The organism is Streptomyces sp. TS71-3, assembly GCF_018327685.1.
Classification (GTDB): Bacteria; Actinomycetota; Actinomycetes; order Streptomycetales; family Streptomycetaceae; genus Streptomyces.
Window position 1 is genome coordinate 3,958,187 of the sequence record NZ_BNEL01000001.1, and the last position, 17,699, is coordinate 3,975,885.

The 17,699-nt window shown below is 71.6% G+C and carries 11 protein-coding genes; 5 read left to right on the plus strand and 6 right to left on the minus strand.

Translation table 11 applies throughout. The features are described from left to right. Positions 1-93: 93 nt before the first annotated feature. Complete coding sequence (locus Sm713_RS15980) at positions 94-1,728, minus strand: ABC transporter substrate-binding protein (protein ID WP_212910280.1); 1,635 nt, start codon at positions 1,726-1,728, stop codon at positions 94-96. A 279-nt stretch (positions 1,729-2,007) separates the two neighbouring features. Here Sm713_RS15980 and Sm713_RS15985 point away from each other — a divergent pair, with 279 nt between their 5' ends. Further along, positions 2,008-2,769, plus strand: a complete 762-nt coding sequence (locus tag Sm713_RS15985; protein WP_212910281.1) for a FadR/GntR family transcriptional regulator — start codon at positions 2,008-2,010, stop codon at positions 2,767-2,769. Positions 2,770-2,979: 210 nt separating this feature from the next. Next, entirely contained in the window at positions 2,980-4,914 is a 1,935-nt protein-coding gene (locus tag Sm713_RS15990; protein WP_212910282.1) for a beta-galactosidase, read from the plus strand. 25 nt (positions 4,915-4,939) lie between these two features. Here the strand turns inward: Sm713_RS15990 and Sm713_RS15995 are convergent, their stop codons facing one another. Both Sm713_RS15995 and Sm713_RS16000 read right to left on the minus strand, forming a co-directional pair. Beyond that, positions 4,940-9,421: a serine protease gene (locus tag Sm713_RS15995; protein WP_212910283.1), complete on the minus strand. Its 4,482-nt coding sequence runs from the start codon at positions 9,419-9,421 to the stop codon at positions 4,940-4,942. Between the two features lie 9 nt (positions 9,422-9,430). Next, positions 9,431-9,883 (minus strand): CU044_2847 family protein, encoded by a 453-nt coding sequence (locus Sm713_RS16000; protein ID WP_212910284.1) that lies wholly within the window; start codon positions 9,881-9,883, stop codon positions 9,431-9,433. Between the two features lie 538 nt (positions 9,884-10,421). On the opposite strand from Sm713_RS16000, the gene recO reads away from it, so the two are divergent. Further along, positions 10,422-11,171, plus strand: coding sequence for a DNA repair protein RecO (gene recO / locus Sm713_RS16005; RefSeq protein WP_212910285.1), 750 nt, complete (start codon positions 10,422-10,424; stop codon positions 11,169-11,171). Positions 11,172-11,238: 67 nt separating this feature from the next. Next, a complete protein-coding gene (locus Sm713_RS16010; protein ID WP_212910286.1) occupies positions 11,239-12,081 on the plus strand; it encodes an isoprenyl transferase in 843 nt (280 codons plus the stop codon). Positions 12,082-12,230: 149 nt separating this feature from the next. On the opposite strand, the gene acs is transcribed toward Sm713_RS16010, so the two are convergent. The 3 genes from acs to Sm713_RS16025 form a co-directional block, all read right to left on the minus strand. Continuing rightward, complete coding sequence (acs, locus tag Sm713_RS16015; protein WP_212910287.1) at positions 12,231-14,192, minus strand: acetate--CoA ligase; 1,962 nt, start codon at positions 14,190-14,192, stop codon at positions 12,231-12,233. Positions 14,193-14,377: 185 nt separating this feature from the next. Further along, positions 14,378-14,998, minus strand: coding sequence for an acetate uptake transporter (locus Sm713_RS16020; protein WP_249416317.1), 621 nt, complete (start codon positions 14,996-14,998; stop codon positions 14,378-14,380). A gap of 380 nt (positions 14,999-15,378) precedes the next feature. After that, the gene (locus Sm713_RS16025; RefSeq protein WP_212910288.1) at positions 15,379-15,822 is read right to left on the minus strand and encodes a transcriptional repressor; all 444 of its coding nucleotides are present in this window, start codon (positions 15,820-15,822) and stop codon (positions 15,379-15,381) included. A 410-nt stretch (positions 15,823-16,232) separates the two neighbouring features. Here Sm713_RS16025 and Sm713_RS16030 point away from each other — a divergent pair, with 410 nt between their 5' ends. Then, positions 16,233-17,615, plus strand: coding sequence for a glycine--tRNA ligase (locus Sm713_RS16030; protein ID WP_212910289.1), 1,383 nt, complete (start codon positions 16,233-16,235; stop codon positions 17,613-17,615). The last annotated feature ends 84 nt before the right edge of the window (positions 17,616-17,699 follow it).

Here is a 17,699-nt window from a genome sequence, read left to right on the forward strand (position 1 = left end):
AGGTGAGCGCTTCCCCGCGACGCCGGCGGTGGGCGGCGGGTGGGCAGCTCGGAGCCCGGGCGGCGGTGGCCGGCCCGGGCTCCCGCGCGGAGCTCAGCCCTTGACGGGCTTGGCCTGGAGAAGGTTTATGCCGGGGTACGGCTGGGGGCGCACTCCGGTGATCTTCTTCGCGTCCCAGGCCGTGATCAGCTCGGTGTGGACCACGGGGTATATCACCGCGTTCTCGGCGACGATGTCGATGTAGTCCTGCGTCATCTGCTTCTTCTTCTGCGGGTCGGGCTCACGCGTGGCCCGGTCCATGAGGGTGAACAGATGCTTGGCGGTGGAGTTGCCCTCCCAGCGGGCGTACCCCATCCAGGTGTTCTGCGGGCCGTAGTTGTAGTGCATGATCAGGTCCGCGTCGATGCCGAACTGGTTCGGGTTCGACGCCGACGCCACGACCTGGAAGTCCTTCTTCTGGTCGAGCTTCGCGAAGACCGCGGAGGTCTCCTGCGGGTTCAGCGTGGTCTTGACGCCGATGGCGTCCCAGGACGCCTTGATGGTCGGCAGGCAGTCCACTATCCAGCTGACGTTGCTGGACTGGAGCTCGACGGACAGATTCGAGACGCCGGCCTCCTTCAGGAGCTGCCGTGCCTTGTCCGGGTCGTACGAGTAGACGGTCTTGGCCTTGCGGTACGTCGGGTTGCCGGTGTCCAGGAACGAGGACGCGGGCTTGCCGTGCCCGCGCAGGCCCACCTGGATCAGCTTCTCCGTGTCGATCGCGTAGAACAGCGCCTGGCGGACCCGGACGTCGCCGAACGGTTTGTGGGCGGTGTTGAAGAGCAGGAACATGTGGTTCATGCCCGCGCCGCCCTCGACGGTCAGCCCGCCCTTCTTGAGCTGGTCGATGTTGGCGTACGGGATGTTGTCCGCGATCTGGGCGCCCGCGCTCGCCCCGGAGATCTTGGCGACCCGGGGCGCGGCGTCCACGATGGACAGCCAGTTCATCGTCTTGAAGTTGGCCTTGCGCGGGCCGTTGTAGCCGTCGAACGCCGCGAAGGTGGTGTTCGACTTCGGGTGGTGCGCGGTCTGCTTGTAGGGGCCCGAGCCCACGGCCGTGCCGGCGTCCGCCTTCTCCCAGCCGCCCGGCTTCCCGAAGACGTGCTTCGGCATGATCTTCGCGAGCGTGAGCCGGGGTGCGCCCTCCGGGAAGGGGAACTTCAGGATCAGCTCCACCGTCTTCTCGTCGACCTTGCGCACCTCCTTCAGCCACGGCTGGATGAACCCGGTGGCCAGCAGGGCGATGCCCGGGTGCAGGATCCGGTCGAAGGTGAAGAGCACATCGTCGGCGGTGACGGGCTGGCCGTCGTGCCACTTCGCGCCCGAGCGCAGGGTGAAGCGCCACGTGGTGGCCTGGAGGTCCGCCGGCGGCTCGGTCGCGAGCGCGGCGTACGGCTGCCGCGTGATCGGGTCGGTGTCCAGCAGGCCCTCGTAGATGTGGTGGTTCGCCGCCATCGTGAACGCGGACGCCGTCTTCGTCGGGTCCCAGCTCTGGTCGTTGCCGTAGCCGATGACCGCGGTGATCGAGTCCGAACCGCCCCCGCCCCCGCCGCCGGTGTCGTTGGTGGACTCGGGTCCGGACGAGCAGGCGGAGAGGGACGTGGTGATGGCGGTGGCCGCGCCGATCGCACCGGTGTACTTGAGGAAGGACCGGCGGTGCAGCGCCGGTTGCGAGGTCGCGTCGCTCACAGTGCCTCCATGGGAAGTTTCCCCCAAGCGTGAAAGGTCCCGCCGGACTGGTCCCGCCGGACTGGCCCTTGGAGATAGGACGTCCTACGTCTGTCGCGCGACCATAGATCGGGCCGGGTGGACGGTCAAGGGGGCGCGCAGGGACGGAGGTTGACGCTCCGGATCTACCCGCGTCCCGCTCGGCGTCTGTCGTGGTGACGGGCGGTCGCGGGGGTCCTCCCCGGTGGCCGATTATCGATGGGATACGACATGGGACGTGGGACGTCCCACGGGCGTACGATGGACCGCATGTCTGAGGAGCCCAGGAACTCCAAGGGGACCCGCGGCCCGCGGTCGGCCCGCAGGTGGCGGGTGAACAGCCAGATCCAGCGCGAGGTCACCCAGCTCATCCTGGACCGGAAGCTGAAGCCCGGTGCTCCGCTGCCCACCGAGGCGGAGCTGATGGAGGACCTCGGGGTCAGCCGCAATTCCGTGCGGGAGGCCCTGAAGGCCCTCCAGGCCCTCGACATAGTGGAGATCCGGCACGGCTACGGCACGTATGTCGGCCAAGCCTCCCTGACCCCCCTCGTGGACGGGCTCACGTTCCGGACGCTCTCGCTCCTCGGCGACGACGCGCACGCTCTGGTGGAGATCCTCCAGGTCCGCGAGGTCCTGGAGGAGGGGATGATACGTCGCATCGCCCCCTCCCTCACCGACGCGGACCTGGACGCGCTCGAGGACATCGTGCTCCGGATGGAGACGTCGAGCCGCGAGAGCCAGCCCTTCCCCGAACTCGACCGCGAGTTCCACGAACTGCTCTACCGCGCCTTCGGCAACGAACTCGTCCCCCAGCTCCTCGGGGCGTTCTGGAACGTCTTCCACCGCGTCGCCGGAGCCCGGGGGTGGACCGAGGACCCCGCGCCCGACGTCACCGTGAAGCGGCACCGGGACATCCTCACCGCGCTGCGGGAGCGGGACGTGGCCAGCGCGCAGCGGGCCATGGCCGATCACTTCCGCGGCATCGAGGCGCGTGCGGTGCAGGAGACGCGCGGAGTGCAGTGACCGGCGCCGGTTCCGGTGCCTTGACGGGGCGAGCGGCCGGTACCGCGGGGTGAATGCCGCCGGGCCGTGCGGCCGATCGGGTGCCGCCCCCTTTCCGGCGGTGGGGATCCGGCTGTTTCGTGGTGACCCGGCGCGCCCACGCGGCGCGGCCGCACCACGCAACGGCCCCGCCCCCTCGGGGCGGGAACAGCTCTCAGTGCAAGGAGCCCGATGAGCACCCCAGAGCAGACCGAAGCCTCCGGACGCCTCCCCGCGCATCCTGCCGTGCCGCCACGGCTCGCGCGCTTCTACGACAAACTCCGTGCGCCCGGCTACGGCGGCGACTACAACCCCGAGCAGTGGGGCCCGCAGGTGCACGACGAGGACATCCGGCTGATGCGGGAGGCCGGGGTCAGCCTCGTCACCCTGGGCATCTTCGGCTGGGCGCGGTCGGAACCCGTACCGGGGGAGTACGACTTCGGATGGCTCGACGGCCACATGGACCGGCTCGCCGGCGCCGGGATCGCGGTCAGCCTGGCCACCATGACCGCCTCGCCGCCGCCGTGGCTGCCCGAGCGGCACCCCGAGACGCTGCCGGTGCTCCAGGACGGCACCACGCTGTACCCGGGATCCCGCCAGCACTGGTGCCCGTCCAGCCCCGTCTACCGCGAGCACGCCACGCGCCTGGTGGCCGAGCTGGCCCGGCACTACGCGGACCATCCCGCGCTCGCCCTGTGGCACATCGGCAACGAGTTCGGCTGCCACATCTCCCGGCACTGCCACTGCCCGGTCTCCACCGAGGCGTTCCGCCGCTGGCTGCGCGAGCGGTACGGCACCGTCGACGCCCTCAACGATGCCTGGTCCACCGACTTCTGGTCGCAGCGGTACACCGGCTTCGAGCAGATCCTCACCCCGCGCACCGCCCCCTCCTTCCGCAACCCCATCCAGCAGCTCGACTACCAGCGGTTCTGCTCGGACGAGCTGCTGGCCTGCTACCTCGCCGAGCGTGAGGTGCTGGACCGGATCACCCCGGGGACGCCGGTCACCACCAACTTCGTGCCGGTCGCGAAGACCCTGGACCTGTTCTCCTGGGCCCCGCACCTGGACGTCGTCTCCTACGACTCGTATCCCGACCCGCACGATGCGTCCGCCTTCCAGCGCACGGCGTTCAGCTACGACGTGATGCGGGGCCTGCGCGGCGGCCAGCCCTGGCTGCTCCTGGAACAGGCCCCGAGCGCCGTCAACTGGCGGCGCCGCAACGGCCGCAAGCCGTCCGGGCGGATGCGGCTGGACAGCTGGCAGGCGGTGGCGCACGGCGCGGACGCGGTGCTGTTCTTCCAGTGGCGCGCCTCACGCGGCGGCGCGGAGAAGTTCCACTCGGCGATGGTGCCGCACGGCGGCCCCGACACCCGGATCCACCGGGAGGTCGCCGCGCTCGGCGCGGAGCTGGCGGGCCACGCCGACCTGCTGGGGTCCGTCCCGGCCCGTGCTGAGGTCGCGCTGCTGCTCGACTGGCCGAACTGGTGGGCGCTGGAACTCGACGCCCACCCCGCCGACCTCGACATGCTGGGCACCGCCCTCGCCCACCACAAGCCGTTCCACGACGCCTCCGTGGCCACGGACGTCGTCCCGGTGACCGCCGACCTCGCCCCGTACAAGCTGCTCGTGGTGCCGAACCTGTACTCGGTGAGCACGGCCGCCGCCGCTCGCCTGGCCGCGTACGTGCACGGCGGCGGCACCCTGGTGATGTCGTTCTTCTCGGGCATCACCGACGAGCACGACCGGGTGCACCTGGGCGGTTACCCGGCGCCGTTCCGCGAGCTGCTGGGCGTCCGTGTCGAGGAGTTCGATCCGGGCGCCGACGGCTCCTGGGCGGAGGTGATCCACCTGGAGGGCGCCGAGGCCGTCGAGTCCTTCGACTCCGGCGGCCCGTCGGTGACCCGGCACTCCCACGGCGCCGGAACCGCCTGGTACCTGGGCACCCGCCCGCGCCCGGCGGCGATGCGGGAGCTGATGGACCGGGTGCGCGCGGAGGCGGGCGTCGGCCCCGTGCTCCCGGACCTCCCCGAGGGCACCTACGCCCGCACCCGCGTCACCGCGGACGGCACCCCGGTCCACGTCCTGCTGACCGAGGCGACGGGGGAGGTGGCGGTGCGCCGGGGCTGACGGGCGGGCCCGCCGGCCACGGTGCTCACGTGCCGCGGGCGTCGCGGGCGCCGTCCAGGCGCCCGCACACCGCGGCGAACCTCTCCCGCTGCTCGCCGGTGAGGCCGGGCCGCGTCCGGAGCCGCCGGATGACCCGGTCGGCCGGCTCGTTGGGGGCGTCGACGGCCTCCAGAGCGGCCAGGGCGTGGTCGACGGCCGTCTCCGCCTGCCCGGCACCGAGATCGGGCACGTCGAGCAGGGGGATCACCAGGGGCCAGCCCGGTCCGTGCTCGCCGAGCCACTCCAGAGCGCCGGCGACGGTCTCGGCCCTGCGGTCGGCGTCGAGACCGGGGTGCCCCAGCAGGATCCTGGTGATCCTCGCGGTGCCCTTGCCCGTCCGGTGGTCCCTCGACCACGCGACGGCGTGGTCGAGGGCGCGGCGCCGGTGCTCCGGGTCGAGGTCGTCGCGGAGCAGCAGCGCGCAGAGCAGGTCGTAGTCGGCGCCTTCCACGGCGTCCAGCCGGTCCACCGCGGCGGAGGCGAGCTCGGGCAGCAGCGCCGGGGGGATGTCGGTGCGCCGGAGCAGGCCGGCCAGCACCTGACGGCCGTGCTCGTCGACGCCGTGCCTGTCGAGCCATCCGGACGCGTGTCTGACGATGCCCGCCCCCATCGTCGGCGGGCGCGGGACGGCCGGCCGGGAGCCCTGTGAGGGGGCGGGGCCCGGGCCTCGGGCGGCCGGGATCCGTATCAGGTCGCGCTCGGCCGTCTTCGGATCCGCCTCGGACTCCGAACAGGCCGTCAGGGACGCGAGGACCCTCCAGGCGGACTCGGCACGGCCGTGGGTCTCCAGCCAGGCGAGGGCGCGCGCCACGCCGCGGACCCGCGCGCCCCTGTCCAGGTCATGCCGTGCCAGCAGCGGGTCCAGGACGAAACCGGCCTCGATCACCGTGCCGTTGGCCGTGAGCCAGGTATGGGCGAGATCGGTGGCGCGGGGCACCTGGTCGGCTCCGGGAGCCAGGCCGGCGAGCAGCGGTGCCAGCACGAAGCGCGCGTTCGGATCCGTGTCATGGGTGGACAGCCATTCCAGGGCGGTGGTGACGACGCGCAGGGCCGGGTCGGCGTCGAGGTCGCGGCGTTTGACGAGCGCCTGGAGGACGAACGAGGCGTGCTCCGTGGACAGGTACTTCTCCAGCCAGCCCAGGGCGGCGGTGACGACGTCCAGGGTCGAGCCGGGATCGAGGTCGCGGCGTTTGACGAGTGCTTGCAGGACGAACGAGCCCTGCTCTGCGGGCAGGTGTATCTCCAGCCAGGCCATGGCGTGGTGCAGGGCGGCGTCCCGCGTCGCCTCGTCGATGTCGCGCCGGTCGAGGAGCGCCTGGAGGACGAAGGCCGCGTGCAGTGTGGGCTGGTGCAGTTCGAGCCAGGCGAGGGCGAGATACAGGATCCTGTCGTGTGCCCGCCCGGGGAATCCCCGCAGCTGGAGTAACGCCTTGAGGACGAAGCGGGCACGCTCGTCGGCGCCCCACAGGCCCAGCCAGGCAACCGCCATGTCCACCGCCGCATGCCGCTCGTCGCGGGGGAGGGCCGGCCGGTCCAGCAGGGGCGTGAGGACGAACTGGCCGAACTCGTCGGTGTGGTGGACGTGCAGCCAGGCGAGGGCCCGGTCAAGGGCGTCGGCGATCTGCCGTTCGTCGAGATCGGTGCGGTTCAGCAGGGGCGCGAGGACGAAGGACTGGCTCCTCGTCGCGGGACCGTGGAGCCAGGCGAGCGCGGCGTCGACGGCCGCGGCGGACTGCTCCGCTCCCAGGTCGTGGCGGCCGAGGAGCGGCGGGAGCACGAAGGAGACGCTGTTGGAGGCTCCCTTGGCCGAGGCCCAGGCCAGTGCCTTGGAGGCGACCGCGTCCACCTGCTCCCGCTCCAGGTCCTGGCGTTTGAGAAGGGCTTCCAAAACGTGGGAGGCGTCCTCCTTGTCCCCGCTGTGGCCCAACCAGTCGAGGGAGCACCGCACGACCAGCCCGGCCAGCCGGGTGGTGAGTCCGGGCGCGAGGAGCAGCCGTCTCAGCATCAGCGCGGGGAAGTGGTTGGCGAGCCTGCCGAAGGACCGCAGCCAGGACAGGGCGTCGCCGACGACGCGGTCCCGCTGGCGGCGGCTCAGATCGTCCCTGAGCAGGAGAGCGCTCAGCACCAGGAAGGTGCGCGGCAGCCGCGGGTTCGCCAGGACCCAGGCGAGCGCCTGGACCAGGGCTTCGGCCGCCGCGCCGGATTCGAGGTCGTCCCTCGCCAGCAGCGCGGCCAGCACACCGGCCGCGCTGGGCGCCGTGCCGTGGTCCGCCAGCCGGCCGAGAGCAGCCGCCACGCACGCCGGCGCCTGCTCGGCCGGCAGGCCACTCGCCCGGAGCAGGGACTCGAAGACGGGGGAGGCATCCTCCCAGTCGCCGTTGCCCTCGGCCCAGGCCAGCGCCTCCGCGGCGAGCCTGGCCGGCACGGCATGGGCGGTGTTGCGGACGGAGCTGGCGAGCAGGACCCGGACGAGCTCGGGTCGCCCGCCGGCCACGCCGCGCAGCCAGGGGGCCACGAGCGCGTCCCAGGCCTCGGCGCTGGGGTCCCGCCAGGGCTCGGCGGACAGCAGGCCGAGGAGCGTCTGGAGGCCGGCCTCGTGGTCGTCGGCGAGCAGTTCGCCGAGCCGGGTGGCGTTGCCCCTCAGCCACCGCCGGTAGGTCTCGCGCAACTGGTCCCGGTCGTCGCCGAGGTCGGCGCTCCAGCGGCGCAGGTGCGCGGCGGCCCTGTCGAAGGTGCGTGCGCTGTGCAGGAAGGACGTCAGGAGTTCCCTGGCCGTGCCGCCGAGCAGGTCGAAGCCGTCGGGCATGAGAGCGCGGTGCAGGAGCTGGTCGGCGACGATGTCGTGGACGATGTCGAGCCGGCCGCGCGAGTCGAGCAGCCAGCCGAGCTTGACCAGGCGGGCGACCACGCCGGGGCCGTCCCGCCGGCGCGTGGCGCCCCCGCGCCCGTCGAGGTACGCGTCCACGACGTTCTCGACCGCGACCCGGTCCTGGGGGCAGGCGGCCGCCGCGACGGAGGAGGCCAGGAGCAGGGTCTCCATCTCGGCCGCACCCGCCTCCCCGTCCACCTCCCCGCCGAAGTCCTCCTGGATGCGGCGGGTCAGCCAGCGCAGCAGGTCGATGTTCCGCAGCGAGGAGAGTTCCGAGACGTCCAGGCCCTCCTGGAGCCGCGCCCGGATCTCACGGGCGATCAGCAGGGCGATCACCGGGCGGTTTCCGCACAGCTGGGCGAGCCTCGGCCGATCCGGCAGTTCCGCGTCCTCGCCCGCCACATGGTCGAAGATCGCCTGGCAGACCCGGTCCTGGTACGCCTCGTCCTGCTGGAGTTCGATGCGCGTCAGCTCGATGCCCGGGTGCTGCCTGAGGGCGGCGTCGACCGAGCCGGGGCGGGTGGATGCCAGGCAGGCCACCTCGGTCCTGGTGTCACGCAGCCGCTCCGAGAGCCCCTCCAGGTCCAGGGCGGTGTAGCCGTCCAGGTAGTCGAAGACGAGCAGGACTCGGCGCTCCCGCTGCTCGGCGACCACGGCGCCGAGTTCCTCGGCGGAGAGCCGGGCGTCCGCCTCGACGTGGAAGACCCGCCACTGCCGCTGCTCGGCGAGCTTCGCCACCTCGAAGCAGGTCCGGGTCTTGCCGGCCCCGGCCACACCGATGAGGAGGACACCGCGCACGGCGTCCTCGTGCCCCGGCCGGCCGGGTGACGGGCCCGTCTCCAGCCGTGCGAGCACATTCGCCGGCGCCGCGTCGTGGACGGCGTCGGGACTCACGAACGGCAGCTCGTCGTCGGTGAGGTACCGCATGCCCTCCTGGCGCGCGAGCTCCTGGGCGTGCGTGCGCACCGACGGGGGCAGCAGGCTGATCGGCGCGGTCCCCGCCAGCAGCCTGGCGAGATCCTCGCTGCGGGCCGCCCAGGTGCTGTTCCGGAGCCAGTCGTCGGCGCTGTTGTAGCGCGCGATCAGCACTCCCACGACGCGGTCGTCGCGCATCCGGCGGACCGGTGCCCCGCTCATGCCCCTGAACACCGCGTCGGCCCTGATCCGGGCCAGCGGCACCTCGTCGTCGCGCAGGGTGCCGCCCTCGTACGTGCCCCGGGTGTCGAGGTGCCGGTAGTCGTGCTCGTCGGGGACCTCGGGGACGCCGGTGACCAGCACCTCGGTGCCGGGCTCCTGGATCTCCGCGCGCGCCCAGCCGGTCACCGAGGAGGGCAGGCCGCGCTCCGCTCTGATCACCGCCAGGTCGTGCACGGCGTCGACCGCCGTCACCGTGCCCTCGAAGGCCTCGCCGCCCGCGAGCGGATCGACGCGGACCGGAGCGCCCTCGTGCCCGGCTCCGATGTCGGAGAGCACGTGGTGGGCGGTGACGAGCACGCCCGGCTCGGTCTGGAAGCAGGTCCCGGCCGGCGGCCCGGACGGCGCCAGCACTCGCCCGAGGTAGCCGGGGACCCGGGTGCCCCGGTCATGGACGTCCGGCATGGGCCGACGTCACCGTCCCGCCGGCGACCGGCGGGGCTCCTGGCCGTCGGCACCGGTGCCGGAGTCCTGCTCCGTGCCGTCCGGCCCGCCCCGCGGGCCCGAGCCGGGGCCCTTGTAGGTGAGTTTCACGCGCAGGGTCGCCTCGCCTGCCGCGCCGGCCACGATGACGTTGCCCTGCGCCGAGAACTTGAGGCCGAACTCCACCTCCACCGCGTCCGGCCTCGCCGCCTTCCGGCCGGACGCCTCGATCATCCGGACGGTGGACGTGGCCACTTCCACGATCGCCGTCTGGGCCCTGCCGAAGGCCTCCCGCACGCCGTCGACCGCCTCGTCGACGCGCGATGTCTGCTCGGTGCCGGTCACCTGGACCGTCTCCACGAGCACTTCGGTCTCTCCCACCCGCATGGGTACCGCGCGGACCGCCACCATCGTCCCCCGCTCCTCGTGTGCGCCACTGCGCACGTCTGAACGCTCACATGATTTTCGTTCAGAGGAACGGCGGACGGTAGCAGGGAAGCCGCCCCGGCGCGCGGAGGGGGGATTCGGGGGCGAGCGCCCGGGGCCCGCTCCCGATCCGTGACAAGGGCGCCTTCCGGAGCTGCCGCGACCCCGCCCGGGGCGGTAACCCACCGGAGACCACTGCCGGCACACCGTTCGACGAACAGCATCTGCGAGCGATTCCCGCTCGCGAATAACGCAAACGGATACCTGGTGATCACGCCCCCGTCCGGCCGGGGCCCCGGAATATAAGTCGCATGAATCGTTCTTCGCTTTCCTACGCTCGAACGCCGCCGTTTCTTTCGCGACCCCCCTCAGGGGTTAAAGCCCCCCAAAGGGGGGCGCCCCCGAAGGGGCGCGGGGAACTGCGCAAACAAGCCACGACGAGCCAGACAGCCGGAAGCCGGCACAAAGGCAGAGAGCTGGACCGGGGCGCAGCCCCAAGTCCTGCCGTATCCGGCCCCCGGCCCTGGCAAGGGCTCCCGTACGGGAGAATGGCCGTATGAGCCTCTACCGGGACGACGGCGTAGTGCTGCGGACGCAGAAGCTCGGCGAGGCCGACAGGATCATCTCGCTGCTGACACGGAACCACGGCCGCGTACGCGCCGTGGCACGCGGCGTACGCAGGACGAAGTCGAAGTTCGGCGCCCGCCTGGAACCGTTCTCGCACGTCGACGTGCAGTTCTTCGCCCGCGGCAGCGACCTGGTGAGCCGCGGCCTGCCGCTGTGCACGCAGAGCGAGACCATCGCCCCGTACGGCGGCGGCATCGTCACCGACTACGCCCGGTACACGGCGGGTACCGCCATGCTGGAGACCGCCGAGCGGTTCACCGACCACGAGGGCGAGCCCGCGGTCCAGCAGTACCTGCTGCTCGTCGGCGGCCTGCGCACCCTCGCCCGCGGCGAGCACGCCCCCCACCTCGTCCTCGACGCCTTCCTGCTGCGCTCCCTCGCCGTCAACGGCTACGCCCCCAGCTTCGGCGACTGCGCGAAGTGCGGCATGGCGGGCCCCAACCGGTTCTTCTCGATCGCCGCCGGCGGCTCCGTCTGCGTCGACTGCCGGGTGCCCGGCAGCATCGTCCCCTCGGCGGAGGCCCTCACCCTGCTCGGCGCCCTGCTGACCGGCGACTGGGCCACGGCGGACGCCGCCGAGCCCCGGCACGTCCGGGAGGGCAGCGGGATGGTCTCGGCCTACCTGCACTGGCATCTGGAACGCGGCCTGCGCTCACTACGCTATGTGGAGAAGGCGTAGGAGCCATCAGCATGGACCAGGAGCCATCAGCATGGACAAGATAAGCGAAACAGGAGAGTAGAGCCCCATGGCAGTACGACGCGGCATCCTCGGCCGGTCCCGCCGCACCTATCGCACCCCCGAGCCGCACCCCTCGGGCGCGCGGCCGCCGAAGATCCCGGGCGAGCTGGTGCCCCAGCACGTGGCCGTCGTGATGGACGGCAACGGCCGCTGGGCCAAGGAGCGCGGCCTGCCGCGCACCGAGGGCCACAAGGTCGGCGAGGGCGTCGTGCTCGACGTGCTCAAGGGCTGCCTCGAAATGGGCGTGAAGAACCTCTCCCTGTACGCCTTCTCCACCGAGAACTGGAAGCGGTCCCCCGAGGAGGTCCGCTTCCTGATGAACTTCAACCGCGACGTGATCCGCCGCCGCCGCGACGAGATGGACGAGCTCGGCATCCGGATCCGCTGGGTCGGCCGGATGCCCAAGATGTGGAAGTCGGTCGTCCAGGAGCTCCAGGTCGCCCAGGAGCAGACCAAGGGCAACGACGCCATGACGCTGTACTTCTGCGTCAACTACGGCGGCCGTGCGGAGATCGCCGACGCCGCCCAGGCGATCGCCCGGGACGTCGCGGCGGGCCGCCTCGACCCGGAGAAGGTCAGCGAGCGCACGTTGAAGAAGTACCTCTACTACCCGGACATGCCGGACGTCGACCTCTTCCTGCGCCCCAGCGGCGAGCAGCGCACGTCGAACTACCTCATCTGGCAGAGCAGCTACGCGGAGATGGTCTTCCAGGACGTGCTGTGGCCGGACTTCGACCGGCGCGACCTGTGGCGCGCGTGCCTGGAGTTCGCCTCCCGCGACCGCCGCTTCGGTGGAGCCATCCCCAACGAGGAGCTGCTCGCGATGCAGGGCCGGCAGGAAGAGGCCTGATCGCTCCGGGGGGCGCAACGCCCTGAGGGGCCCCTGGCCGCCTCGACGACCTGAGCGCTCCGGCGTCCCGCCGGCGCCCTTTCGCAGGGGCGCCGGCAGGACGCCGGACTGGACGCGGACCCGTTCCTCGGGGGCCGGGGATGCCGGACCTACTCCTCGGGCGCCGAGGGCAGCCCCGTGCGGATGAGGTCCATGACGGAGCTGTCCGTCAGCGTCGTCACATCCCCCAGCTCGCGGTTCTCCGCCACATCCCTCAGCAGCCGTCGCATGATCTTCCCGGAACGGGTCTTCGGCAGCTCGGGGACGACCATGATCTGCCGGGGCCGCGCGATGGGGCCGATCTCCCGCGCGACGTGCGCCCGCAGCGTGGTGGCGATCCCGTCGTCGCCGTCGCCGTCCGCGCCGTCCGCGCGCAGGATCACGAAGGCGACGATGCCCTGCCCGGTCGTCGGGTCAGCGGCCCCCACCACGGCCGCCTCGGCGACCGACGGGTGCGAGACGAGCGCCGACTCCACCTCGGTGGTGGAGATCCGGTGCCCCGAGACGTTCATCACGTCGTCCACCCGGCCGAGCAGCCAGATGTCGCCGTCCTCGTCCTTCTTCGCGCCGTCCCCGGCGAAGTACTTCCCGGGGAACCGCGACCAGTACGTCTCGCGGTAGCGGTCGTCGTCCCCCCAGATCGTGCGCAGCATCGCCGGCCAGGGCTCGGTGAGCACCAGGTAGCCGCCGGAGCCGTTCGGAACCGCGTTGCCCTGGTCGTCGACGACCTCCGCGCCGATGCCCGGCAGCGGGCCCAGCGCCGAGCCCGGCTTGCAGGAGCTGACCCCGGGCAGCGGGCTGAGCATGTGGGCCCCGGTCTCCGTCTGCCACCAGGTGTCCACCACCGGTGTCCGGTCGCCGCCGATGTTCCGCCGGTACCACATCCACGCCTCGGGGTTGATCGGCTCGCCCACCGAGCCCATGATCCGCAGCGAGGACAGGTCGTACCGGGCGGGGATCTCGTCCCCCCACTTCATGAACGTGCGGATCGCGGTCGGGGCGCAGTAGAGCAGCGTCACCCCGTACCGCTGGATGATCTCCCACCAGCGTCCCTGGTGCGGGGTGTCGGGGGTGCCCTCGTACATCACGGACGTGGCGCCGTTGGCCAGTGGCCCGTAGACGATGTACGAGTGGCCGGTGACCCAGCCGATGTCGGCCGCCGTCCAGAAGACGTCGGTCTCCGGCTTGAGGTCGAAGACCGCCCAGTGCGACCAGGCCGCCTGGGTGAGGTAGCCGCCGCTGGTGTGCAGGATGCCCTTGGGCTTCGCGGTCGTCCCGGAGGTGTACATGATGTACAGCGGGTGCTCGGCGTCGAACGCGCGCGGCTCGTGCTGGTCGGACCGGGTGGCCATGAGGTCGTGCCACCACAGGTCGCGGCCCTCGGTGAAGGCGACGTCCTGTCCGGTCCTGCGCACCACGACGACGTTGCGCACGTCGGGGCAGGCGGCGACGGCCTCGTCGACGGCCGGCTTCAGCGCCGCGGGAGCGCCCTTGCGGTAGCCGCCGTCCGCGGTGATGACGACGTGCGCGTCGCAGTCGAGGATCCGGCCGCGCAGCGCGTCGGCGGAGAAGCCGCCGAAGACCACCGTGTGCGGGGCGCCGATGCGGGCGCAGGCGAGCATGGCGACGACGGTCTCGGGGATCATCGGCATGTAGATGGCGACCCGGTCGCCCTCGTGGACCCCGAGCGATTCGAGCATGTTGGCCGCCCGGCAGACCTCGTCCTTGAGCTCCGCGTAGCTGATGGTGCGCCGGTCGCCCGGCTCGCCCTCCCAGTGGAACGCGGTCCGGTCCCCGTGCCCGGCGGCGACGTGCCGGTCCACGCAGTTGTACGCGACGTTGAGCCGCCCGCCGACGAACCAGCGGGCGAACGGGGCGGCGCTGAAGTCGAGCACCTCGGTCCACGGAGCGGCCCAGGCTAGGCGCTTCGCCTGGGCCGCCCAGAAGGCCAGCCGGTCTTCTCTGGCCGCCCGGACCGTCTCGGCGTCGGCGTTGGCCCGGGCGGCGAGTTCCGCGGGCGGCTCGAAGCGCCGGTTCTCCCTGAGCAGGTTGGAGAGGGTTTCGTCGCTCATGCGTACTCCCAGGTGAGCTGCGGATCTCCTTGGTGCGTTCCGGGTGCGTGCCGGGTGCGGACCGGGGGAGCCGCGGTCCGGTCCCGCACGCACGCCCGGTGCCCCGCCCAAGGGCGGGGCACCGGGCTCAGCGGTCCCGTGCCTCCCGTGTGGCGCGGACTCCGCCTGCGTCGTTCAGCGGCCGGTCAGCTCAGCGGCCAGACCGGCAGGACGTCCCGCTTCCAGGTGGCGTTGGTGACCGTGGCGCACGAGGCGTACCAGGCGACCACCGCGGTGACCAGGCCGAGCCAGCCGCCCAGCTTGTCCATGCCGGTCGACTCCGCGAAGGCGCCGATGGTGAGGACCAGGAAGGTGATGGTCAGGGCGACGAAGACGGCGAGCACCGCGCCGGTGGTGCGCAGCGCGGCTATGATCATGTAGGCGGTGAAGATCGTCCACGCCAGCAGGAACAGGCCCGTCGCCTGGTTGGCGTGTGCCGGGTCGAGGTGCGGGGCGACCTGGGAGATGTAGAAGGCGAAGGCCAGCCAGAAGGCGCCGAAGGACGAGAACGCGGTGGCGGCGAAGGCGTTGCTGCGCCGGAACTCCCACATCCCGGCGAGGAGCTGGGCCAGTCCTCCGTAGAAGAGCGCCAGGGGGAGGACGACGTTCTCCAGCGACTCGTTGAGCAGCCCGGCGTTGAAGACGCTGAGCACGAAGGTGGTCATGGCGAAGCCGGCCAGACCCAGTGCGCCTGGATCGGCCACACCGGGGCCGGCAGGAGGAGTGCGGGGATCGGCGGGGGGTGCGGCCGTTTCGGATACGGACACGTTCTGTCCTCTCACGGACGGCCCCGCGTGGTACACGTGCCGGGGCGCACCTCAGCCGTTCTCACAGCGGGGCACACAGGGCTGTTCGGTCGATGCGCAGCGGCCCAGGTCCAACTGACGGACCGGGCTGGTCAGTTGCGCCAGTGGAGTATAGGTACGGCCTGACCTGGTTGTTACCGACCGAATGTGATTGGCTTGGTGTGAATCCCGACCAGGGTGAGGACGGTACGTGTAGGATGCACCGCTCGCGTGCCATCACGTGCACGGTGGGTGTGAACGGCGGCACGCGGGGTACACGCCCGCGGGGTGTCGTACCCGACCTCAGGGGCGCCGCACACGGCAGACGGACGAGGCTGGTTCGCCGTCCGCGTCGGTGACGTCTAGTGGACCGTCCCGCCGGTGACGCAGTCGCCGCAGGTGCCCATGATCTCCAGGGTGTGGGCCACCTCCACGTATCCGTGCTCCGCCGCGACCGTCTCGGCCCACCGCTCCACGGCCGGGCCCTCGATCTCCACCGCCTTGCCGCACGTCCGGCAGACCAGGTGGTGGTGGTGGCTGCCGGAGGAGCAGCGGCGGTACACGGCCTCGCCCTCGGAGGTGCGCAGCACGTCGACCTCGCCGGCGTCGGCGAGCGACTGGAGCGTGCGGTAGACCGTGGTCAGTCCGACCGAGTCGCCCTTGTGCTTGAGCATGTCGTGGAGCTCCTGGGCGCTGCGGAACTCCTCGACGTCGTCCAGAGCGGCCGCTACGGCCGCACGCTGCCGGGTGGAACGGCCTCGTACCGGGGCTGCCACTGTTGCCTCCTCCAAGCTGCTCACCGCCATTCTGCCAGCCGGACACCCCCCGGCGTGAGACGCGGAGCCGGGCCGCACCGGACGCTCGCGGCCGGCGTCACCGCCGCCGTCCGTACACGCTCCGCATGCGCCCCGCTGCCGCTCGTGGTCACTTCCTCCGCCGTGGCCACCGCCGCCACGCCGGTCCTCCCGTCGTCCACGGCTATTGTCCTCGAAAATGGAAATGATTGTCAAAAGTGCTGACGCTGCTGCTCAGAGCGGGGGCACCACGCCACGCAGACCTGCTCGGGGCGGCCCCCCGCGGATCGGCGGGACCGATTTGATCCGGGCACCCTGCCCGCCGGTAACCTGAAGCATTCGCCCACCCGTCTCGTGGCCTCCCCCAGCGAGGCGCATGGCGCAGCGCCAGTCCACCGTCAGTCGTCCTAGAAGAGAGCACCGTGGCCGCCGACAAGATCGACACCATCGTCAGCCTGAGCAAGCGCCGTGGCTTCGTCTACCCGAGCAGCGAGATCTACGGTGGTCAGCGGGCCGCCTGGGACTACGGACCGCTGGGCACCGAGCTCAAGGAGAACATCAAGCGGCAGTGGTGGCGCTACATGGTCACCTCGCGCGAGGACGTCGTCGGTATCGACTCCTCTGTGATCCTGGCCACCGAGGTCTGGGAGGCCTCGGGTCACGTCGCCACCTTCACCGACCCGCTCACCGAGTGCACCTCCTGCCACAAGCGGTTCCGCGCGGACCACCTGGAGGAGGCCTACGAGGCGAAGCACGGCCGGGTTCCCGAGCACGGCCTCGCCGACGTCAACTGCCCGAACTGCGGGAACAAGGGCCAGTTCACCGAGCCCAAGCAGTTCTCCGGACTCCTGTCGACCCACCTCGGCCCCACCCAGGACAGCGGCTCGATCGCCTACCTGCGCCCGGAGACGGCGCAGGGCATCTTCACCAACTTCGCCCAGGTGCAGCAGACCTCGCGGAAGAAGCCGCCGTTCGGCATCGCCCAGCTCGGCAAGTCCTTCCGCAACGAGATCACGCCGGGGAACTTCATCTTCCGCACCCGTGAGTTCGAGCAGATGGAGATGGAGTTCTTCGTCAAGCCGGGCGAGGACGAGAAGTGGCAGGAGTACTGGATGGAGCAGCGCTGGGCCTGGTACACGGGCCTCGGGCTGAGCGAGGGGAACATGCGGTGGTACGAGCACCCGAAGGAGAAGCTCTCCCACTACTCCAAGCGCACCGCTGACATCGAGTACCGCTTCCAGTTCGGCGGCAACGAGTGGGGCGAGCTGGAGGGCGTCGCGAACCGCACGGACTACGACCTGTCCGCGCACGCCAAGGCCTCCGGCCAGGACCTCTCCTACTTCGACCAGGAGGCCGGGGAGCGCTGGACGCCGTACGTGATCGAGCCGGCGGCCGGTGTCGGCCGCACCATGCTCGCCTTCCTGCTCGACTCCTACGTGGAGGACGAGGCGCCGAACGCCAAGGGCAAGATGGAGAAGCGGGTGGTCATGCGGCTCGACCCGCGGCTGGCCCCCGTGAAGGTCGCCGTGCTGCCGCTGTCCCGCAACCCCGAGCTGTCACCGAAGGCGAAAGGGCTCGCGCAGGCGCTGCGGCAGCACTGGAACATCGAGTTCGACGACGCCGGGGCGATCGGGCGCCGGTACCGCCGGCAGGACGAGATCGGTACGCCGTTCTGCGTGACCGTGGACTTCGACACGCTCGACGACAACGCGGTGACCGTGCGTGAGCGGGACTCCATGAAGCAGGACCGGGTCTCCCTGGACCAGATCGAGGGGTACCTGGCGGCCCGGCTCATCGGCTGCTGACGGGGGGCGTCCACTTGACGGTGGGCGTCCACCTGGCGGTGGGCGGTCGCCTGGCGGTGGGCGGATGCCCGGCGGGGCACCTGT